The 20,230-nt window shown below is 69.9% G+C and carries 16 protein-coding genes; 10 read left to right on the top strand and 6 right to left on the bottom strand.

Annotated elements, in window-relative coordinates; all coding sequences use genetic code 11:
* Nucleotides 1–8 precede the first annotated feature (8 nt).
* The 7 genes from HMPREF9058_RS09910 (at nt 9) to HMPREF9058_RS09880 (ending at nt 7,285) form a co-directional block, all read left to right on the top strand.
* Nucleotides 9–1,157 (top strand): CE1758 family FMN-dependent luciferase-like monooxygenase, encoded by a 1,149-nt coding sequence (locus tag HMPREF9058_RS09910; RefSeq protein WP_009747854.1) that lies wholly within the window; start codon nt 9–11, stop codon nt 1,155–1,157.
* A gap of 52 nt (nt 1,158–1,209) precedes the next feature.
* Nucleotides 1,210–1,944: a CE1759 family FMN reductase gene (locus tag HMPREF9058_RS09905; protein WP_254654126.1), complete on the top strand. Its 735-nt coding sequence runs from the start codon at nt 1,210–1,212 to the stop codon at nt 1,942–1,944.
* A 377-nt stretch (nt 1,945–2,321) separates the two neighbouring features.
* Nucleotides 2,322–4,421, top strand: a complete 2,100-nt coding sequence (rho, locus tag HMPREF9058_RS09900; protein WP_009747735.1) for a transcription termination factor Rho — start codon at nt 2,322–2,324, stop codon at nt 4,419–4,421.
* Between the two features lie 141 nt (nt 4,422–4,562).
* Complete coding sequence (gene rpmE, locus HMPREF9058_RS09895) at nt 4,563–4,775, top strand: 50S ribosomal protein L31 (RefSeq protein ID WP_003782958.1); 213 nt, start codon at nt 4,563–4,565, stop codon at nt 4,773–4,775.
* 119 nt (nt 4,776–4,894) lie between these two features.
* Nucleotides 4,895–5,989: a peptide chain release factor 1 gene (gene prfA / locus HMPREF9058_RS09890; RefSeq protein ID WP_009407171.1), complete on the top strand. Its 1,095-nt coding sequence runs from the start codon at nt 4,895–4,897 to the stop codon at nt 5,987–5,989.
* Nucleotides 5,979–6,875 carry a peptide chain release factor N(5)-glutamine methyltransferase gene (prmC, locus tag HMPREF9058_RS09885; RefSeq protein ID WP_009747883.1) on the top strand — a complete coding sequence of 299 codons (897 nt, stop codon included), beginning with the start codon at nt 5,979–5,981 and terminating at the stop codon, nt 6,873–6,875. The genes prfA and prmC overlap by 11 nt, the downstream gene beginning before the upstream one ends.
* Nucleotides 6,876–6,979: 104 nt before the next feature.
* Nucleotides 6,980–7,285 (top strand): nucleotidyltransferase family protein, encoded by a 306-nt coding sequence (locus HMPREF9058_RS09880; protein ID WP_009407339.1) that lies wholly within the window; start codon nt 6,980–6,982, stop codon nt 7,283–7,285.
* A 142-nt stretch (nt 7,286–7,427) separates the two neighbouring features.
* Here the strand turns inward: HMPREF9058_RS09880 and HMPREF9058_RS09875 are convergent, their stop codons facing one another.
* The 3 genes from HMPREF9058_RS09875 to HMPREF9058_RS09865 all read right to left on the bottom strand — a co-directional run bounded on the left by HMPREF9058_RS09875 (nt 7,428) and on the right by HMPREF9058_RS09865 (nt 9,790).
* Nucleotides 7,428–7,892, bottom strand: a complete 465-nt coding sequence (locus HMPREF9058_RS09875; RefSeq protein WP_009747951.1) for a MarR family winged helix-turn-helix transcriptional regulator — start codon at nt 7,890–7,892, stop codon at nt 7,428–7,430.
* A gap of 35 nt (nt 7,893–7,927) precedes the next feature.
* Nucleotides 7,928–8,923, bottom strand: coding sequence for an NADP-dependent oxidoreductase (locus HMPREF9058_RS09870; RefSeq protein ID WP_009747868.1), 996 nt, complete (start codon nt 8,921–8,923; stop codon nt 7,928–7,930).
* 231 nt (nt 8,924–9,154) lie between these two features.
* Nucleotides 9,155–9,790, bottom strand: coding sequence for a DJ-1/PfpI family protein (locus tag HMPREF9058_RS09865; protein ID WP_009747948.1), 636 nt, complete (start codon nt 9,788–9,790; stop codon nt 9,155–9,157).
* A gap of 113 nt (nt 9,791–9,903) precedes the next feature.
* Between HMPREF9058_RS09865 and HMPREF9058_RS09860 the strand changes: the two genes are divergently transcribed.
* Together HMPREF9058_RS09860 and HMPREF9058_RS09855 are read left to right on the top strand one after the other, a co-directional pair.
* Complete coding sequence (locus HMPREF9058_RS09860; RefSeq protein WP_043538147.1) at nt 9,904–12,816, top strand: UvrD-helicase domain-containing protein; 2,913 nt, start codon at nt 9,904–9,906, stop codon at nt 12,814–12,816.
* Between the two features lie 115 nt (nt 12,817–12,931).
* Nucleotides 12,932–13,927 (top strand): CPBP family intramembrane glutamic endopeptidase, encoded by a 996-nt coding sequence (locus HMPREF9058_RS09855; RefSeq protein ID WP_043538145.1) that lies wholly within the window; start codon nt 12,932–12,934, stop codon nt 13,925–13,927.
* A gap of 147 nt (nt 13,928–14,074) precedes the next feature.
* On the opposite strand, the gene HMPREF9058_RS09850 is transcribed toward HMPREF9058_RS09855, so the two are convergent.
* The 3 genes from HMPREF9058_RS09850 to HMPREF9058_RS09840 all read right to left on the bottom strand — a co-directional run bounded on the left by HMPREF9058_RS09850 (nt 14,075) and on the right by HMPREF9058_RS09840 (nt 18,070).
* On the bottom strand, nt 14,075–14,794 hold the full coding sequence (locus HMPREF9058_RS09850) for a nitroreductase (protein ID WP_009407312.1): 720 nt from the start codon (nt 14,792–14,794) through the stop codon (nt 14,075–14,077).
* Nucleotides 14,791–15,456 carry a sugar O-acetyltransferase gene (locus HMPREF9058_RS09845; RefSeq protein ID WP_009407159.1) on the bottom strand — a complete coding sequence of 222 codons (666 nt, stop codon included), beginning with the start codon at nt 15,454–15,456 and terminating at the stop codon, nt 14,791–14,793. Before HMPREF9058_RS09845 ends, HMPREF9058_RS09850 begins: the two co-directional genes overlap by 4 nt.
* Before the next feature lie 79 nt (nt 15,457–15,535).
* Entirely contained in the window at nt 15,536–18,070 is a 2,535-nt protein-coding gene (locus HMPREF9058_RS09840) for a TIM-barrel domain-containing protein (RefSeq protein ID WP_009747770.1), read from the bottom strand.
* Nucleotides 18,071–18,303: 233 nt separating this feature from the next.
* On the opposite strand from HMPREF9058_RS09840, the gene HMPREF9058_RS09835 reads away from it, so the two are divergent.
* Nucleotides 18,304–20,172, top strand: coding sequence for an alpha-glucosidase (locus HMPREF9058_RS09835; protein WP_009406983.1), 1,869 nt, complete (start codon nt 18,304–18,306; stop codon nt 20,170–20,172).
* Nucleotides 20,173–20,230 lie beyond the last annotated feature (58 nt).

Here is a 20,230-nt window from a genome sequence, read left to right as displayed (position 1 = left end):
GACGTCCGATGCAGTTTGGAATCTTCACAGTTGGAGACATCACGACCGATCCGGCTACTGGCAAGGCTCCCAGTGAGCATCAGCGCATCAAGAACACGGTCGAGATGGCGGTCCTGGCCGAGCAGGCGGGTTTGGACTTCTTCGCTACCGGGGAGCACCACAATCCACCCTTCGCGCCGTCGTCACCCACGACCCTGCTGGCCAACATCGCCGCCCGCACGGACAAGCTGCTCCTGAGCACTGCGACCACCCTCATTACGACCAATGACCCGGTGCGCCTGGCCGAGGAGTACGCCTACCTCCAGCACCTCTCCGACGGGCGCGTCGACCTCATGATGGGGCGTGGCAACACCGGACCGGTCTACCCCTGGTTCGGCAAGGACATCCGCAAGGGCATCTCGCTCGCGGTGGAGAACTACGACCTGCTGCGCCGCCTGTGGCGCGAGACCAATGTGGACTGGGAGGGTGAGTTCCGCACCGCGCTGCAGGACTTCACATCCATGCCCCGCCCACTCGACGGCGTTCCGCCCTTCGTGTGGCACGCCTCCATCCGCTCGCCCCAGATCGCCGAGCAGGCCGCCTACTACGGAGACGGATACCTCCATAACAACATCTTCTGGCCCATCGACCACGTCAAGAAGATGGTCGACCTCTACCGAGAGCGCTTCGCCTTCTATGGTCATGGCCGGCCCGAGCAGGCGATCGTGGGTTTGGGCGGACAGATCTTCGCCGCCAGGAGTGAGGCCGAGGCCATCGAGCGCTACACCCCCTACTTCCGCAACACCTACGTCTACCAGGGGGCGTCGCTGGAAGAGATGACACAGCACACGCCTCTCGCGGTCGGCACGCCCGAGCAGATCGTGGAGAAGTACCTGACCTACCGGGACGCGATCGGCGACTACCAGCGTCAGGCCTTCAACCTGGACCTGGGCGGCGTCCCGCACAAGGAGATCATGAAGCAGATCGAGTACCTGGGTTCCGAGATCGTTCCGGCGCTGCGTGCCGAGCTGGAGTCCACCAGGCCCGAGGGGGTTCCCGACGCGCCGCTTCACCCGCGCCACCGGGCCCTGCTGGAGGGGGTCGAGCCTCCGGCTGAGGAGCCTTTCTCCCTGTCCAACGAGTTCGACCCGCTCACGGGCCGGAAGGTGAGGATCTGAGATGGCGTGGGAAACCCGTGACACGACGAGTGACAGGCAGGAGATGGATGACATGACCGCTGATACGACCGCGCCCGTCGCCCCTTCCGGGGGCACTCAGTCCCTGGCCGGATCGCCGACCTATGACGCCTACGCCAATACCCAGATGGGGCGTCTGAGCCGGATCGTGGCTCTGCACGCCGGGGTCTCGGAGCCCTCGACCTCCCAGATGCTCGCCGAGCGGCTGGCCGAGTCGACTCGCAAGGCCCTAGAGGCCGACTCCCGCCTGGCCAGCATCGAGGTCATCGGGCTCAGGCCCCTGGTCAAGGACATCGCCCTGGCCGGTGTGGGTGGGCCGGTGTCCGCCGACCTGCAGAAGGTGATCGATGCCCTGTCAGCCGCCGACGGCGTCATCCTGGTCAGCCCGGTCTTTCAGGCCTCCTACTCCGGACTGTTCAAGTCCGCCATGGATGTGCTGCCGGCGGGCACGCTTGAGGGTGTCCCCGTCCTGCTGGGGGCGACGGCCGGCACCGCGCGGCACAGTCTTGTGACCGAGATGGCGCTGCGGCCGCTGGTGGTCTACATGAAGGCCCTTCCGACGCAGACCGCTGTCTTCGCGGCCAGTGAGGACTTCGGTGCGGCCTGGCAGAGGCCATCATCCTCGAAGAGGCCCGAGTCGCCCCTGAGCGAGCGCGTGGCCCGGGCGGGGCGGGAGCTGGCCGCGCTCATGGAGCGCTTCCCGCGCCAGGCGCCGGTTGACCCGTTGGCCGACTTCGCGCCCATGGAGGCGCTTCTCGCAGGTCGTTGAGGTCGTGAGCCTGGGGGCTTGAAGGGCGAGAGTCGGCTTGGTGGTGTCCGAGTCGATCATTCCGGTGGGGCTGATCGTGTGTGCGGTCGGCCCCACCGGCGTCACGGCGACGGCGAGAAGTGTCATGGGTGGAATAACGGCTGCATCCCCGGCGTTGCTCGCCAGTGTTCCGTTAGGTGCTGCTTCTCCGGGCTGCTATGATGACGCTGTCGGCCGCACGGATCGCACCATGCCGCTGACCGCACCAGCCCCGGACCTGAGGCTCAGGTCTCAGCAGAAGCCGGCAGTGCATGACCCACCCCCGTGAATGATTCCGGGGAAGTCTCCCCAGTTGAACGTCTCCTTTGTCGGAGCGTTATCACACCGTTAGGACACTCGTGACCGAGACCTCCAGCGCCCAGCCCTCGCTTTCCACCATGCGTCTGGCCGAGCTTCAGTCGCTCGCCGGCTCCATGGGCCTCAAGGGCACCTCCCGTATGCGTAAGAGTGAGCTCGTCGCCGCCATCCGTGAGGCGCGCGGCTCCTCCGCCTCCACTCCCGACTCCCACAGCACGTCGAAGAGCTCGCCCGATGCCCGGGCGACCAACGCCGCTGACTCCTCCTCCGCCTCAGCGGCCAGTGAGCCCGCACCGGAGCAGCCCCCGGCCGCGGCCTCCGGGCGCTCCCGCCGTCGTCGCGCCACCGCGGCCTCCGGAGCCCCCGAGGAGCGCCAGGCCGCACCGGCCCTCGACCTGGGCCTCGATCTGCCCGATCGCTCCGGCTCCTCCAGCAGCGACTCGGACAGCGGCTCCGGCCGTGACGAGGAGCGCCCCGCACGCAGCCGGTGGCGCGAGCGCGCCGAGCGCTCCGAGACCACTGAGGGCGATGACCGTGACTCCCACGGGCGCTCGGAGCGGGGTGAGCGCTCCTCGCGCGACCAGTTCCGCCGTGGCCGCCGGCGTGCCCAGGCCTCCGCCGGCGCCCCCGAGAACCAGGAGCGCGCCACACGCGAGCCCCGCACCGACTCACCCGAGGACCACGCCGACGCCAAGGCCGCCCTCATGCGGGACCTGGCCGACGCCACCGGGACCTCCGTCGTCGAGCCCCAGGAGCGTTCGCGCCGGGGCCGTGACGGCAATGACGAGTCCGACGGCTACGACGAGGAGCGCGGTGGGCGCCGTCGTCGGGGCCGCAAGCGCGGACGCGACCGCTTCGACCGTGATGACCGTGACTCCGGCCGTGAGGGCCGGGACGGCTCCGCCGGGCGCGGCAACCGCAACCAGCCGCGTGAGGACGAGGTCCTCCTGCCGGTCGCCGGCATCCTGGACGTCACCGACAACCAGCACGCCTACCTGCGCACCTCCGGGTACCTGCCCGGCCCCAAGGACGTCTACGTCTCCAACCAGCTCATCAAGGACAACGGGCTGCGTGCCGGCGACGCCGTGACCGGCTGGGTCCGCGAGGGCGGAGAGTCCTCCACGCCCCACCAGGGCGGGCGCAACAACCGCCGTCAGAACCGGGCCGGCCGGGTCAAGTACAACCCCATGGTCAGCGTCGAGACCGTCAACGGCATGGACGCCGAGCGCTCCAAGCGCCGCCCCGAGTTCGCCAAGCTCACCCCCCTCTACCCCCAGGAGCAGCTGCGCCTGGAGACCACGCCCAAGGCCGTCACCCCGCGGATCATCGACCTGGTCTCGCCCATCGGCAAGGGGCAGCGCGGGCTCATCGTCTCCCCGCCCAAGGCGGGTAAGACGATCGTCCTGCAGCAGATCGCCAACGCCATTAGTGTCAACAACCCCGAGGCCCACCTCATGGTCGTGCTCGTCGACGAGCGCCCCGAGGAGGTCACCGACATGCAGCGCACGGTCAAGGGCGAGGTCATCGCCTCCACCTTCGACCGCCCCGCCTCCGACCACACGATCGTCGCCGAGCTGGCCATCGAGCGCGCCAAGCGCCTCGTGGAGCTGGGCCAGGACGTCGTCGTGCTGCTGGACTCCATCACCCGGCTCGGGCGCGCCTACAACCTGGCAGCCCCGGCCAGCGGCCGGATCCTCTCCGGTGGTGTGGACGCCTCCGCCCTCTACCCGCCCAAGCGCTTCTTCGGGGCGGCCCGCAACGTGGAGAACGGCGGCAGCCTGACCATCCTGGCCACGGCCCTGGTGGAGACCGGCTCCAAGATGGACGAGGTCATCTTCGAGGAGTTCAAGGGGACCGGAAACATGGAGCTGCGGCTGTCGCGCCAGCTCGCCGACAAGCGCATCTTCCCGGCCGTGGACGTGGCGGCCTCCGGCACCCGCCGCGAGGAGCTGCTCATCGACCCCGCCCAGCTCAAGATCATGTGGCGTCTGCGCCGCCTCTTCGCCGGGCTGGAGCAGCAGCAGGCCATCGAGCTGGTGCTCTCCAAGCTCAAGGACACCCAGTCCAACGCCGAGTTCCTCATGGTGCTGTCCAAGACCACCCCGGCCGGCACCTCCCTGGCCGACGGCGAGGACGAGTAACGCAACCGGCCAGGTGCCCGGTCTCACGCGGCCCAGCCGTTGCGACGGCGCGTGAGACAGTGGCAAAATCTGCTGCTGGCCTCCGGTTCACCCTCGCTCCCGCGTGGGACCCGGGACCCTCTGACGCTTAAGGAGAAACCTATGAAGCAGGGCATCCACCCCGACTACGTGGCCACCACGGTCACGTGCACCTGTGGCAACACCTTCGAGACCCGTTCCACCGTCACCTCTGGTGAGATCCGCGTGGACGTGTGCTCGGCCTGCCACCCGTTCTACACCGGCAAGCAGAAGATCCTCGACACCGGTGGCCGCGTCGCCCGCTTCGAGGCCCGGTACGGCAAGCGCAGCAAGTAGCCGCGTCTCACGACGCCGGCGGCCGGCTCCCAGAGTCGCCGTCGGCGTCGTTTGCATATCGCACGAGTGCCGCTGGTGCCCGTCAGCACGACTCCTAGCCAGTGAAGGAACCCGAGTCCATGAGTGAGGACTTCTCCGCCGCAGAGCCGCTCCTGGCCGAGTACGCGGATATCGAGGCCGAGATGGCCGGGCCCGCGGCCTCCGACCCCGGTGCCATGCGTCGGCTGGGGCGCCGCTACGCCGAGCTGGGCAGGGTCGTGGCCGCCTACCGGGCCTGGCAGTCGGCCAGTGCCGACCTGGCTGACGCCCGCGAGCTGGCCGCGGAGGACGAGGACTTCGCCGCCGAGGTGCCGGCCCTGGAGGCCGCCGAGGCCGCTGCCGGGGAGCACCTGCGCGAGGTCCTCGTGCCCCGGGATCCCGACGACGCCCGCGACGTCATCATCGAGGTCAAGGCCGGTGAGGGTGGCGAGGAGTCGGCGCTGTTCGCCTCCGACCTGGCCCGCATGTACTCCCGCTACGCTGAACGGCAGGGCTGGGCCGTGGAGGTCCTGGACGCCACCGACTCCGACCTGGGCGGTTACAAGGACGTGCGTCTGGCCATCAAGGCCCGCGGACCCGTGGAGCCCCAGGACGGGGTGTGGGCGCACCTGAAGTACGAGGGCGGCGTCCACCGCGTCCAGCGCGTCCCGGTCACCGAGTCCCAGGGCCGCATCCACACCTCCGCCGCCGGCGTCCTGGTCATGCCGGAGGCCGATGACCCTGGTGAGCTCCAGATCGACGCCGCCGACCTGCGCATCGACGTCTTCCGCTCCTCGGGACCGGGGGGCCAGAGCGTCAACACCACGGACTCGGCCGTGCGCATCACGCACCTGCCCACGGGGATCGTCGTGTCCATGCAGAACGAGAAGTCCCAGCTGCAGAACAAGGAGGCGGCCATGCGGGTCCTGAGGGCCCGGCTCCTGGCCGAGCGTGCGGCGGCCGCCGCCGCCGAGGCGGCGCAGGCCCGTCGCAGTCAGGTGCGCACTGTGGACCGCTCCGAGCGCATCCGCACCTACAATTTCCCTGAGAACCGGATCGCCGACCACCGCACCGGCTTCAAGGCATACAACCTCGACGCCGTTCTTGACGGTGACCTCGGCCCGGTGATCGCCTCGGCCATCGCCATGGACGAGGCCGAACGGTTATCCCAGGTGGGTGAGGGCAGTGGTTCCTGAGTTGTGCGGCGGCGCGCCGGCGGGCGCGGTGGACCGCTACGGGCTGCGGGCGCTGGTGCGTCAGGCGGCCGGTCGGCTGGCTGCGGCCGGCGTGACCAGCCCCCAGGTCGATGCCCGAATCCTGGCTGAGCACCTGCTGGGGCGGGCCCTGTTGCTGGCCGACGGCGCTGACGGCGACTTCCCGGCCGCCTATGACGCACTGGTGCTGCGCCGCGAGTGCCGCGAGCCGCTCCAGCACATCATCGGCCGCATGTGGCTGCGGGGCGCCGAGCTCATCAGCCGTCCCGGCGTGTTCATCGTGCGCCCGGAGACCGAGGTCGTGGCCGGGGCCGCCATTGAGGCGGCTCGGGAGGTCATGGACGGCGGTGGGGGAGTGGTCCTGACCGCGGACCTGTGCACCGGCTCGGGGGCGATCGCGGCCTGCGTCGCCAAGGAGGTGCCCGGGGCCCGGGTGGTCGCCGTCGAGATCAGTGAGACCGCGGCGTCTCTGGCCCGCGAGAACTGCGAGCGGCTGGTGCCCGGTCGGGTCGAGGTGATCCACGCCGACGCCACCGACCCACTGGTCCTCCACGACCTCAACGGGCAGGTCGACGTCGTTGTCTCCAACCCGCCCTACGTGCCGGCCGGCGCCGTGGAGGACACTGAGACGGAGCAGCACGAGCCCACGGTGGCGCTCTACGGCGGGGGCCCGGACGGGTTGGAGATTCCGATTGACGTCCTGGTGCGCTCGGTCGCGCTGCTGCGCACCGGCGGGGTGCTCGTCATGGAGCACGACCACGAGCAGGGGGCGCTGCTGCGCGCGGCCGCGCTCGGGGCCGGGTTCAAGCAGGCCGAGACCGGCCAGGACCTCACCGGCCGCGACCGCTACCTGCGCGCCGTGCGGTAGGTTCTTCGGTAAGCGAGGCAAAGGTGGCCGGGCCGCCTACCGTCTCGGCGGCCGACGTGGTCGGTTCTCTGGTCGTCGTTCCGCGGTTCTGAGAAAATGGTTCTGTGGCGGTGAAAGTGGCGATCGACACCAAGGTGCTGTCGGAGGCATGCGCCCGGTTTGGTGTTGCTCGGTTGCGTGTCTTTGGATCAGTGCTTAACGATCATTTTGATCCCCAAGCCAGCGACATCGACTTTCTTGTCGACTTCCAGGCGGGCCGGGGGGATCGATTTGCGGATTTCTTCGGCCTGCAGGATGAGCTGACGAGGATCTTCGGAAGAAAGATTGACCTGGTCGTTGCTGAGTCGGTCAAGAATCCTTACTTCAAGTCCTCGGTGCTGAGGGGTGCTGAGGATGTCTATGCGGCCTGAGTGACGGCGTTGGAGTTGGGCTGATCTCGGTGCCGCGGGTACTTGTGATGGCAGCGTGATGCTCGCTCGCATCTGGTGAGTTGAGGTTTCATAGTTTGAGCGGATGTGGAATCACCGTTCATGGATGGGTGTGCGACCGGGTTCAGGAGTTGCGACTGCCTGCGGAGGATAGTTGCTCCGCCGACTCGTGGATCACCGTCGTGGCGGCCTCCAGGAACGCAATGAGCTGATTGACCCGGCTCTCGGGCCAGCCGTCCACCAGAGCTGTCAGTTTCCGGTTGGCGGGCAGGAATATCTCGGCGAGACGATCAGCGCTCGTGGCGTGGATGGTGAAGGAGCGCAGGTCCGTCTCGCTGGGGCGACGCTCAACCCAGCCATCGCGGACGAGTCGCCGCAGCACGCTCGTCATCGTTGTTGTCCCCATCCGGGTGCGGCGGGCGAGGGCGGTGGGGGTCTGCGGGCCGTCGCGGTGCAGGGCGTCGAGTACCGCCAGGTCGCTGTCATTGAGCCCGGTTTTCGCGGCGACAGCGCGGTTGCTGGCGGCGAGCTCGCTGTTCATGGCGCGCAGCGCCCGGATGAGACGCTGATCGTGAATCCCTCCGCTCAAGCGGCCCTCCTGATCGGGGTGAAGATGGATGAGTGTCAGGATAGATCGATGACGAGCTTGCCGCGGACGTGGCCCTTTGCCAGCTCGGTGTAGGCGGCGCGAATCTGCTCCAGTGTGAAGGAGTAGGTGTGGGCGACCTCAACCTTGATGGCGTCATCCGCCACCAGCTCTGCCACCTCCTCGAGGTCGCTGCATCCACTGCTGTGCCGTGAGCCGGTGAACTGCGCGCCCCTGAGGATTGCTGCGGGCGAGGGAACCAGGGTGCCGATGGAACGGCCCGTCAGTCCGAGATCGCGGCCAAGCCGTACGTAGGTGCCGCCGTAGCAGTCCAGGAGCTTGGTGACGGGGGAGGGAGCCGCGTCGCGAACCCGGCTGGTCAGATTCTCGCCGTAGGTGACCGGAATGGCACCCAAGGAGCGGAGGTAGCCCATGTTGCGGGCGCCGGCGATTCCGATGACGGTGGCGCCTCGGCTCACGGCCAGCTGAACGGCGACCGACCCCACACCGCCCGCGGCGGCACTGATGACAATGACATCGCCATCGTGCAGGTTCAGCTGCCTGAATGCGCCGCACGCGGTTTGTGCAGCTACACCCAGGCAGGCCGCCTGCGTGAAGGAAAGTGGAGCCGGCTTCGTGATGACGTCGTCGGCGGGTGCCACCAGCTCGGTGGTGAGTGCCCCGCGGGTGTCGGCCTGACCGGGCGCACTTCGCAAGGTGCCCAGCACGGCATCGCCCACGGCGAGGTCGGTGACGTTCGCACCGACGGCATCAATGACGCCTGCGAAGTCGCGGGCCACGCCCCTGGGGAAGCGAGCGGATGCGCCCTCCAGCCAGCGTCGAGGATGAAGGATGCGCTGAACCCGTTCAAGCCTTCGCAGATCGCCTCGGAAGGTCTTGAAGTCGAGGGGGTTGAGCCCGACGGCGCGCACCGCGATGCGTACCTCTCCGTCGCCGGGTGCCTGCGCCGGGCGCTCGGCCTCCTCCAGGACCTCTGGCCCGCCGAACCGGTGGTACTCGATCGATCGACTCATGGAAGCCTCCTCGTAGACCCTCGACGGCGATACGCTGCGCTCGCATCAACCTACTACGTAGAACGTATAGTACGAGTTTCGTATTAGGTGAGCAAGGAAGTGTCCTTGGGCGGGCTCTGTGGTCCCTTCGGGGAGAGGTCGCTCAGTCGAGCGGCCGCAGCTTGCCGCTGATGCCAGGGGTGTGTCGTAGTGACTCGTTGTCCTGTGGCGGCAGGCGCTGACCGTATCCTGTTAGCTGTTCTGCCAGGCGGCGGTCGCCTCCATGAGTGCCATGTAGTCGTCCTCCCGGGCGCTCAGGAAGACCTGCTTCCAGGTGTCGGCCATAGCGTCGGGCACGAGCCCGGTGATCCGCATGATCTCCGCGGTGAAGGGGACCGCGTGAATGCCTGAGGCCGTGGTGACGCCCCGGTTGGTCACCACTGGGGCCTCCACATAGTGCGCACCGCCTCGGTATCCACTGGCCTCCAGGTACTGGGCGGCATTCGAGGTGTGGCGGCGCTCGTCCAGGAAACCACCGCGGGCCAGCAGAAGTGTGGCACCGCAGATGGCCGCCACCGGAATCTCCTCATCCACGAGACGGCCGACTGCCTCGATGAGCCGGTCGTGCCCGGCCTCGTAGTGGTCTCCTCCAGGGATGACCAGGGCTGCGAGCGAGCTGTCGTCGGCCAGGGCCTGCAGGGTGTCGAGGTCGGCCTCAGGCGTCAGTGGCAGGTTGCCGAGCGTGCGCACCGGATTCAGCCCGTCGCCCACGAGCAGGAGCCGAAAGCGACCGGGCTTGAGCTGCTCCGCGCCCGCGATCTGAGTGGTGAGGTAGGCGTACTCCCAGTCCGCCATGGTCTCGGTCGTGTACAGGGCGATGGTGCGCATCTGGGTTCCTCTCGCAGCGGCTTTCGCAACCTGTTCACAACGTACTGTGAAGGCGGGCGGTGCGGCGGGGAAAGCGGGACATGTCGGTGGCCTGGCCTAGGCTTGGCCTCACGATGAACGCGATGAACTCCCTCTTCGGCGCCCTGCCCATGCCCGGCTCCGGCGGTGCGGCCACACCGCCGCCCGAGGCCGCGCTACCCGCCCTCGTCCCCGCCGCAGGCTCCTTCGACGACGACTCCTGGGCCGACGTCGAGGCCCCGGAGGAGGACTGGGGCCCCGAGGACGCCTCACCGCCTGAGGACGAGTCCGCCGCAGCCCCCACCTGGGAGGAGCGCCAGGACGAGGTCTCCGCCCTCGTCGCCCGCGCCCAGGCCAACGCCGCCGCGGCCCGCACCCGAGCCGACGGCGCCGCGCGGTCGGGCCAGTCCTCCGGCCCCGCCTGGGGCGTGACGGTCTCAGACCCGGCCGAGCTGCTCTCCGGCCTCAACCCCGCCCAGGAGGCCGCCGTCACCCACGCCGGCGCCCCCCTGCTCATCATCGCCGGCGCGGGATCGGGCAAGACCCGGGTCCTGACCCACCGCATCGCTCACCTCATCGCCACCGGACGCGCCCGCCCCGGCGAGATCCTGGCCATCACCTTCACCAACAAGGCCGCCGCCGAGATGCGCGAACGCGTCACCGCCCTGGTGGGCCCCGCCGGCGAGCGCATGTGGGTCTCCACCTTCCACTCCGCCTGCGTACGCATCCTGCGCCGCGAGCACGAGGCCGCCGGCCTGCGCTCCACCTTCTCCATCTACGATGCCGCCGACTCCACCCGCCTCATCACCCTCATCGTGCGTGAGCTGGGCATCGACCCCAAGCGCTTCACCCCCAAGACCTTCGCCCACCGCATCTCCGACCTCAAGAACGAGCTCATCACCCCGGCCCAGTTCGCCGAGCGGGCCGTCACCTCCAACCCCCTGGAGCGCCACCTCGCCGAGGTCTACCGCGCCTACGCCCAGCGCCTGAGCGCCGCCAACGCCCTGGACTTCGACGACATCATCATGCGCACCGTCGCCCTGCTCCAGACCCGCCCGGCCGTAGCCGAGATGTACCGGCGCCGCTTCCGCCACATCCTGGTCGACGAGTACCAGGACACCAACCACGCCCAGTACGTCCTCGTGCGTGAGCTCGTCGGTGGGCCCGGCACCTCCGGGGCCGGCTCGGCCCTGCCACCGGGCGAGCTCACCGTCGTCGGCGATTCCGACCAGTCCATCTACGCCTTCCGCGGCGCCACCATCCGCAACATCGAGGAGTTCGAGGAGGACTACCCCGCGGCGCGCACCATCCTGCTGGAGCAGAACTACCGCTCCACCCAGAACATCCTCTCGGCCGCCAATGCCGTCATCTCCCGCAACAGCGGCCGGCGCGAGAAGAACCTGTGGACCGCCGCCGGCGACGGCGCCCCCATCACCGGTTACGTCGCCGACTCCGAGCACGACGAGGCCCGCTGGATCAGCCAGGAGGTCGACCGCCTGGCCGACGAGCACGGCGTACGCCCCCGCGACGTCGCCGTCTTCTACCGCACCAACGCCCAGTCCCGCGCCCTCGAAGAGGCCTTCATGCGCGCCGGCCAGCCCTACAAGGTCATCGGCGGCACCCGCTTCTACGACCGCCGCGAGATCAAGGACGCCATCGCCTACCTGCGCGCCGTCGACAACCCCGACGACGACGTCAACCTGCGCCGCATCCTCAACGTCCCCAAACGCGGCCTGGGGGACAAGGCTGAGGGCGCCCTGGCCGAGCACGCCGCCCGCTACGCCGTCTCCTTCGGGCAAGCCGTCGCCGACGCCGCCGGAGCCCCCCGCGAGGCCCAGACGGACGGAACCGAGAACACCGACGGACAGGCACCCTCCACCACCGGGACTGACGAGCCGCCCGAGGTCGAGGGCCTGACCACCCGGGCCCGCAACCAGGTGCGCGGCTTCCACGAGCTGCTCACCACCCTGCGCCACATGGTCACCGCCGGCGACGGCGTCGCCGACGTCCTCGACTCCGCCCTGGACGCCTCCGGCTACCTCGCCGAGCTGCGCGCCAGCGACGACCCCCAGGACGCCACCCGCGTGGAGAACCTCGCCGAGCTCCACTCCGTGGCCAGCGACTTCCAGGCCGCCAACCCCGACGGCACCCTGGCCGACTTCCTCGAACGCGTCTCACTCGTGGCCGACTCCGACCAGCTCCCACCCAGCGCCGACCTGGAGGACGAGGATGCCCGGCAGGCCGAGGAGCAGGGCCAGATCACCCTCATGACCGTCCACACCGCCAAGGGCCTGGAGTTCCCAGTCGTCTTCGTCACCGGCATGGAGGACGGCACCTTCCCCCACAGCCGCTCCCTGGCCGAGGAGACCGAGCTCGCCGAAGAACGACGCCTGGCCTACGTGGCCCTCACCCGCGCCCGCGAGCGCCTCTACCTCACCCGCGCCGCCGTACGCTCGGCCTGGGGAGCCGCCAACGCCATGCCCGCCTCCCGCTTCCTCGACGACGTACCGGACGAGACCATCGACTGGAAGCGCCTGACCTCCTCCATGGAGGCGCTGCGCGGCGGCGGCACCGGCTGGGGCAGCAGCTGGGGCGAGGGCGGTTTCGGCTCGGGCGGGCGGCGTTCAGGCTCCCCCCGGCAGAGCTCCTACTCCGACGACGATGACTTCGCCCCGCCCGTGGGCGCAGGCACCAAGCGCTCGGGCAAGCTGGGGCGCGTGGAGACCGCCCAGGACCGGGCCGCCAAGCGCGCCTCCGCCCGCCTCGAGGCCCGCGGCAAGCAGAGCGCCTTCTCGCCGGCCGGCGCTGCCGCCTCGGAGGACCTACCCGCAGCCGTCGCCGGGCTGAGGACCGGAGACCAGGTGCGCCACGACTCCTACGGGGTGGGCACCGTCGTCGGCCTGGAGGGCAAGGGGCGATCCCTGACCGCCCGCGTCGAGTTCGTCATTGACGGTGCCCCCACCACCAAGCGCCTCATCCTGCGCTACGCCCCCGTCGCCAAGATCTGACGGCTCCATCCTTCGCCCACCTCCCGCGGTATCGAGAACTGTGCTGATAGCAGTGGGCGCCGGCTCCTCCTGGCGGGGGAGGTGTGGCGACCGGCAGGTGGGCAACACTGGGGTCATGAACGCCCCGGCCTCCTTCCCGACTTCATCAGCGGAGCCGCGGGCTCCTCGCCTCCTGGACCGGCTCGTCCCGGTCAGTCCCCAGTGGCGCATTCCTCCGCGGAAGGCGGAGCGCCTCGGCTGGCTCCAGCTCCTTCTGGGGATCCTGGTCGTCCTCGGCGCTCAGATGATCGTCGGGCTGCTGGCGGTGGCGACTGGACTCGTGCGACACTGGGGCGGGGCGGCAGCCCGCCCGGGTGTCGCGTTCATCGTCTCAATCAGTGCCGTGCCCCTGACCGTGCTCGGGTACTGGCTGCTGGTGCGCTTCGTCGGTGGCCGGCCCGTCATCGAGCTGGGCGGGCGCGGGGCGGCACTGCGTGAGCTCCTGGCCGGCCTGGCCATGGGTGCGCTGCTCATGGGTGCCGTCATCGCGGTCCTGGCCCTGCTCGGTTCCTATCACGTGGTGGACGTCGGTTGGAACACGGGGATCCTCGTCGGCCTCCAAGCCGGTATCGTCGCCGGATTCACCGAGGAGATCCTCGTCAGAGGTGTCATGCTCCGCCTCATCGAGGGGTGGCTGGGGACCTGGTGGGCGCTGGCCATCACCGCGGTGTTCTTCGGCGCTGCCCACCTCGGCAACCCTCAAGCCACCGTCTTCGGTGCGGTGGCGATCGCACTGGAGGCGGGCATCCTGCTGGGCGCCTGCTACCTGCTCACCCGGCGCCTGTGGCTGGCGATCGGGCTGCACGCCGCCTGGAACTTCGTCCAGGGCGGCATCTTCGGCTCCGACATCTCCGGCACCGGGTCGGGACGCGGACTCATCGAGGCCCGCTTCACCGGCCCCGACCTTCTCACCGGTGGAGTCATGGGGATCGAGGCCTCCGTCGTCGCGGTCGTGCTGTGCACCGCGGCCGGTGTGGCCATGCTGCTGGCGGTCCGCCGGCGCGGGCTCGTCGTCCCGCCGCGGTGGCGCCGCTCGCCTCAGGCCGCACTGGACGGCACGCAGCCGGCCTAGGATCCGTCACGAAACCAGGACGGAGCACTGTGTGTTCGTACCATAGGGCGCGCGGTCGTACCCTCTACCCCTCGAACGCGAGGCTTAAGGTACGACCGCGACGTCGAGTACTACGGGCGGTGACGGCCTGAGCGGGCCGCAACCGGATCAGCTGCGGCTCGGCACCAGGCGCACGGGGCGCCGCTCGGCCCGGAAGTCGTTGACCGGGGCCTCGGAGGCGTAGCCCAGGGCGAAGCCCGTGATGAGGCGGTAGTCCGACGGCGCCTCGAACTCGGCGTCGAAGGGACGGCGCCAGGTGGCCAGGACCCCCAGGGGGCAGGAGTCGACGCCGTGGGCCTTGGCGGACAGGAACAGGGTCTGCAGCATGATCCCGGCGTCGAGCGCCGCGAAGGGCATAAGGCCCTCGTGGACCAGGACGAAACCGATGACCGGGGCGCCGAAGGCCTCACAGTTGCGGCGGGCGGCCGCATCACGGGCCTCGCGGTCCTTGCGGCCGATGCCCATGTGCGCGTACAGCCGGCCGCCGACCGCCTGGGAGTGGGGCAGCAGGTCCGCGGGGTAGGGCGCCCAGGTCGGGTAGTCGCCGTCGGGCGCCTTGCCGCTCAGGGCCAGGCGGGCCATTGCCCCGGGTTCCTTGTGCTGGAGGGGGAGGGCGGCGTCGAACTCCTTGACGTAGGCCGCGCGCAGACGGTCCGCCTGCTCACCGGTGGCCAGCGCCACCATGAAGGGGCGGGTGTTGGACCAGCTCGGTGCCTGGCGGGCATCCTCCAGGATCTCCTCGATGACCTCTGGTGGTACGGGATCGGTCCGGAAGTCCCGCACGGAGTGCCGGGAAGCGGCCAGGTCGGAAAAGGTCTCGGGGTTCATTGCGGCGTCTCCTGAGGCGGGTGCTGATGGCGGGGGCCGAAGGTGGAGTCGTCCAGCTGGCGCAGGACCCGGGCCGGGTTGCCCACCGCCAGGCTGCTGGCGGGAATGTCCTTGGTGACTACCGAGCCCGCGCCGATGACGCAGTTGTCCCCGATGGTCACACCCGGGCAGACGATGACCCCGCCGCCCAGCCACACGTTGTCCCCGATCGTGATGGGGTCGGCCGCCTCCAGGGAGCAGGCGCGCGGCGTCGGCTCCAGGGGGTGGACCGGCGTGAGCAGCTGGACGTTCGGACCGATCTGGCAGTGCGCGCCGATACTGATCTGGGCGACGTCGAGGGCCACGAGCCCGTAGTTGACGAAGGTCCCCTCACCCACGGCGATGTTGTCCCCGTAGTCCACGCGCACCGGCGGCAGCAGGTGTGCCTTGTCGCCCAGTCCCGGGATCGCTGAGCGCAGCAGGTCCCAGCAGTTCTCCTCGCCCTCGGCGAAGGCCCGCTCGAAGCGGTGGAGCATTGTGCGGGCGTGGGCGGCGATCCTGGCATTGTCCGGGTCGTCGGCGACGTACCAGTCACCGGCGAGCATGCGCTCGCGGTTGGTGCGCTCGTCGCCCTCGAAGTAGGGCTCTGCCTCCGGGAAGCGTGGGGTGGGGGTCTCACTCATACCCAGCAGCCTAGCGGCGGCCCGACACGCCCGTCGGCCGGTTCGAGCCGACCCGCCGGAGTCGGCGCTCAGAGCCTGTTCAGGAGTGGGGGAGCACCTCGGCCACGGCCGCCCGCAGCGTCTCCGGCAGGCCCAGGGCCTCGAGCTCACCCAGCAGGGCGGTTCCGCTCAGACCCCGCTGTACCGCGTCCCAAGCCAGGTCCTTGGCCATGTACTCCACGCGCGCGGCGTCCAGGATCGCGTGGACCTCTTCACGCCAGTCGGCTGGGGAGTGCTTCGTGCCGCGGAGGACCAGCTGGACGCCGTCGATGAGCTCCTGGCGGCTCAGCTCCTCCAGGTGCACCAGCGTCCCGGCCCCCAGGGTGAAGCCGTCACCGCTGACCTCCTCGGTGGCCAGCCGGCGCGCCCGCTCACCCACCCCCAGCCAGGCGCCGGCCACCTGGCCGGCCAGGAGTCGCACCGTCACCAGCCGCGAGGCCGGCACGACCTCGGCCGCCCCCTCCAGGCGGATGCGCAGCACCACGTCGGCGCCGTCCTCCTCCTCGGCGTCGGGCCAGGTCAGCGCCATGTGGGTGCGGGCGATCTGGTCCTGCCCGGGCTGGGCCGAGCCGTCGTCCTCCTCCAGGGTGAAGCTCCCCGAGCCCCCGGGCACGACGACGATCTCCAGCTCACGCGGATTGTCCCCGGCCGCCTCCGTCAGGTTCCCGGCCAGGGGGATGACGGAGCCGGCCCGGGCCAGCACCCCGATCCGGTCCAGGGGGCGCGACAGGCTCAGCATGCGCCCGCGTCCGCCGGTGGTGGCCTCATAGCGGCGCCCCGTGGGCAGGTCGTACCAGACGCCGTCGGGCAGCCAGGTCAGCTCCCGCCCCAGGCCGGTGGCCACATCGAGCGGGGAGGTGAAGGGCACCACCAGCAGGTCCCCGAAGCAGAAGCTGCCCCGGTGCTCGTAGGCGGCCAGCTCACGCGGGTGGTCGTGGTAGACCGGACGCACTGGAGCGATGCCTTCACCCGCCGAGCGGCGCGCCCACGTGTACAGGTAGGGCACCAGCCGGTGACGCAGCCGCAGGTGCGCCTCCATCGTGGCGCGCGCGTCACGCGAGTAGCGCCACGGCTCCTTGGAGGTGAAGCCCGAGTTCGACGAGTGCAGGCGGTTGATGGGGGAGAAGCATCCCAGCTGGAACCAGCGGGCCGCCATCGTGTCGTCGCTGCCGCCCAGCATGTGCCCGCCGATGTCGTTGGACCACCAGAAGTAGCCGATGTTGGCGGCCGTGGCCGTGAAGCGCGGCTGGAAGCGCAGGGAGTCCCAGCTGATGATCGTGTCCCCGGAGAAGCCCACCGGGGTGCGGTGGCTCGAGGCGTCGGCGAAGCGAGAGAAGGTCACCGGTCGGCGCCGCTCCACGCCACCGTCGGCCGCCGGGCGCTCGCGGCCCGAGTCGAGGTAGTGGACGTGGTTGAGCATCCACAGCGGGTCCAGGCCGGGAACCGTCGTGGAGCCGCCCTGCTGCCAGTCCAGCCACCAGAAGTCCACGCCCTCGTCCTCCAGGGGATGGTGGAGGCGCGAGAGGTAGGAGCCCACGAAGTCCCGGTCGGCGATGTTGAAGGGCACGTCCTCCCCGGTGCTCGCATCCAGGCCCAGGTCGGCGCAGACCTCCTCATAGGCCTCCTCGTGGCGGCGCACCCCCTGGGCCGGGTGCACGTTGAGCGTGGTGAGCATGCCCTGCTCGTGCAGGCCGGCCAGGAAAGCCGCCGGGTTGGGGAACAGCTCCCGGTTCCAGGTGTAGCCGGTCCATCCCGTGCCGATCGCCGGGTCGATGTCGGTGACGTGCCAGTCCATGTCGACGACGGCCACGGAGAAGGGCAGTTCCTCGGCGGCGAAGCGGTCCATGAGCGCCAGGTACTCCTGGTCGCTGTAGGGGTGGTAGCGGCTCCACCAGTTGCCCAGTAGCGCCCGCGGGATGAGGGGGCTCGGCCCGGTGAGGCGGAAGAAGTCCCGCAGCGCCTCCTGGTAGTCCTGGCCGTAGCCGAACACGTAGAGGTCCTGCGCCCCGTCGGCCAGGCGGTTGCCGGGCTCACGGGGCTGGACCCACTCGTCCTGGGTGAGCAGCAGCGCGGCCGAGTCGTCCAGGGCGGTGATGCCGTTGAGACTCAGCAGGCCCGGACCGAGGGCGACGGCGCCGTCGGCCTCATCGAGGGTGCGGGTGGTGCCGCCCAGGTTCGTCGGGAAGGTCTCGTCCGGATCCCACACGTCGCCGTGGTGCCAGGTGCCGCCGTGGGCGTGCAGCGCCGTCGAACGCAACCTGACGCTGAGCCCGGCGGGGGAGAATCCCAGGGAGGGCACATGGGTCAGGTGCAGATGCTCGGTGATGATCTCCAGGCGGTCCTGGCCGTGCACCACCCGGAACGACGGCGTCTCGCCCAGGTCGCGGTTGACGACCAGCTGGGTGGCGGCGTCGGTGAAGACGCCCGTGGGGGAGTGCTCCATGCGGATGAGCCGAGAGGTGAGCACCGTGAACCGGTAGCCGGACTCCTCCGACGAGGTCCCGGCAATGACCGCCTCAGGGCGGGCTGCGGCCGGGCGCGGAGTGTCAGGGGCATCGCGGAGAGGAGAAACCAACGGTCGGCCTTTCACAGCAGGAGTCGTCACGGGGAGCGGTGGGAGAGGCGGCGCCCCGAGTGAGGCGCGAGAACTCATCTTAATCGGCCCTCCTCCCGGGCTGGTTCTGACACAATCGGTACCGGCCCGCAAGACCCCGTCAGCCCTGGTGGCGGAGCAGGGGCAGTCCCTCACGCACCCGACCCTGCCCCGCTTTCCTCGCATCCCCCTGTCCGGTAGGAAGGAAGTCGCCCGTGACCTCTCCCGCACCCCTGGTTGTCTCTGCCCACCACGTCGGCGACGATCCGGACTGGTGGCGCCGCGCCGTCGTCTACCAGGTCTACCCCCGTTCCTTCGCCGACTCCGACGGCGACGGAATCGGTGACATCCCCGGCCTGACCAGCCGACTGGACCACCTCGACGAGCTGGGTGTCGACGTCGTGTGGCTCAGCCCCGTCTACCGCTCCCCTCAGGACGACAACGGCTACGACATCTCCGACTACCAGGACATCGACCCCCTCTTCGGATCCCTGACCGACCTCGACGCCCTCATCGAGGGACTGCACTGTCGCGGCATGCGCCTGGTCATGGACCTCGTCGTCAACCACACCAGCGACGAGCACCCCTGGTTCACCGCCAGCCGCTCCTCCAAGGACGACCCCAAGCGCGACTGGTACATCTGGCGGCCCGCCCGGCAGGTCGACGGGCTCGCCCCCGGGCAGCCGGGCACCGAGCCCACCAACTGGGGATCGGCCTTCTCCGGGTCGGCCTGGGCCTGGGATGAGGAGAGCCAGGAGTTCTACCTGCACCTCTTCTCACCCAAGCAGCCCGACCTCAACTGGGAGAACCCGCAGGTGCGCCGCGCCATCCACGAGATGATGACCTGGTGGCTGGAGCGCGGCGTCGACGGCTTCCGCATGGACGTCATCAACCTCATCTCCAAGACCTACCCGCTCACTGACGCGCCCCAGGGCGAGGGTGACCTCTACGGCAACGCCTTCGCCGCCGTCGCCAACGGCCCCCGTATTCACGAGTTCCTGCACGAGATGAACCAGCAGGTCCTCGCACCGCGGCCCGGCCACGTCCTGACCGTCGGAGAGATGCCCGGGGCCACCAGCGCCGAGGCCACCCTCTACACCGACCCCGCCCGAGGTGAGCTCGACATGGTCTTCCAGTTCGAGCACGTCTGCCTCACCGACGGGCCCGGCGGCAAGTTCGACCCCCAGCCCCTCGAGCTGGTCACCCTCAAGCAGAACCTGGCCCACTGGCAGGCCGCCCTCGCTCCCGACACGACCCCCACCGGTGCCGTGAGCGCGGAGAAGGGCTGGAACTCCGCCTACTGGGACAACCATGACCAGCCCCGCGCCGTCTCCCGATTCGGCGATGACGACCCCGCCTGGCGCGTCCGCTCGGCCAAGACCCTCGCCACGATCCTCCACACCCACCGCGGCACCCCCTACATCTACCAGGGCGAAGAACTGGGCATGGCCAACACGGTCTTCCGTGGCATCGAGGACTACCGGGACCTGGAGTCCGTCAACCACTTCCACGAGCGCGTGCGCGCCGGCGACGACCCGGCCGCCGTCCTGGCCGGCATCGCCCCCGTATCCCGCGACAACGCCCGCACCCCCGTCCACTGGGACAGCAGCGAGAAGGCCGGATTCACCACCGGCGAGCCCTGGATCGCCCTGGCCCCCGACCACGGCACCGTCAACGCCGCCGCCCAGGTGGGAGTACCTGGCAGCGTCTTCGAGCACTACCGCCAGCTCATCGCCCTGCGGCACGACGACGACGCCCTCGCCCTGGGCACCTTCCGGCTCCTGGCCGCCGACCACCCCACCGCCTGGGTCATCCTGCGCCAGTGGCGCGCCCCCGAGACGCAGGGCGGCGGCATCGAGCAGCTGCTGCTCATCGCCCAGTGCGCCCGCGAGGACCTGCCCCTGACCGGGCAGAGCGGTCTGCTGACGGCGCTCGCGGCCGAGGGCCTGCAGTTAGAGGAGTGGAGCGGGGCCGAGCAGGTGCTGCGCGCCGCCGATCCGGACGTTCAGCCCGGCTCTGCCCACGCGGGCCTGCCGGAGGCGCTACCGGGATGGGACTCGGTGCTTCTGCGCCGTCGGACCTGAGGAGGGGCGCTCTGCGCCCGCCCGACTGCGTCAACTGGAATAGTGCTGGCCGGCCGAT

The organism is Actinomyces sp. oral taxon 175 str. F0384 (assembly GCF_000223355.1).
Taxonomy (GTDB): Bacteria; Actinomycetota; Actinomycetes; order Actinomycetales; family Actinomycetaceae; genus Actinomyces; species Actinomyces oris.
The sequence above is the reverse complement of the archived record's forward strand: the minus strand, read 5'-3'. Positions and strand labels throughout refer to the sequence as shown.

What these genes read in the sequence shown, in the direction of transcription:
- HMPREF9058_RS09910 (WP_009747854.1), top strand. Translation starts at nt 9, where the DNA reads ATGCAGTTTGGAATCTTCACAGTTGGAGACATCACGACCGATCCGGCT.
- HMPREF9058_RS09905 (WP_254654126.1), top strand. Translation starts at nt 1,210, where the DNA reads ATGACCGCTGATACGACCGCGCCCGTCGCCCCTTCCGGGGGCACTCAG.
- rpmE (WP_003782958.1), top strand. Translation starts at nt 4,563, where the DNA reads ATGAAGCAGGGCATCCACCCCGACTACGTGGCCACCACGGTCACGTGC.
- prfA (WP_009407171.1), top strand. Translation starts at nt 4,895, where the DNA reads ATGAGTGAGGACTTCTCCGCCGCAGAGCCGCTCCTGGCCGAGTACGCG.
- HMPREF9058_RS09870 (WP_009747868.1), bottom strand. Translation starts at nt 8,923, where the DNA reads ATGAGTCGATCGATCGAGTACCACCGGTTCGGCGGGCCAGAGGTCCTG.
- HMPREF9058_RS09865 (WP_009747948.1), bottom strand. Translation starts at nt 9,790, where the DNA reads ATGCGCACCATCGCCCTGTACACGACCGAGACCATGGCGGACTGGGAG.
- HMPREF9058_RS09860 (WP_043538147.1), top strand. Translation starts at nt 9,904, where the DNA reads ATGAACGCGATGAACTCCCTCTTCGGCGCCCTGCCCATGCCCGGCTCC.
- HMPREF9058_RS09855 (WP_043538145.1), top strand. Translation starts at nt 12,932, where the DNA reads ATGAACGCCCCGGCCTCCTTCCCGACTTCATCAGCGGAGCCGCGGGCT.
- HMPREF9058_RS09850 (WP_009407312.1), bottom strand. Translation starts at nt 14,794, where the DNA reads ATGAACCCCGAGACCTTTTCCGACCTGGCCGCTTCCCGGCACTCCGTG.
- HMPREF9058_RS09845 (WP_009407159.1), bottom strand. Translation starts at nt 15,456, where the DNA reads ATGAGTGAGACCCCCACCCCACGCTTCCCGGAGGCAGAGCCCTACTTC.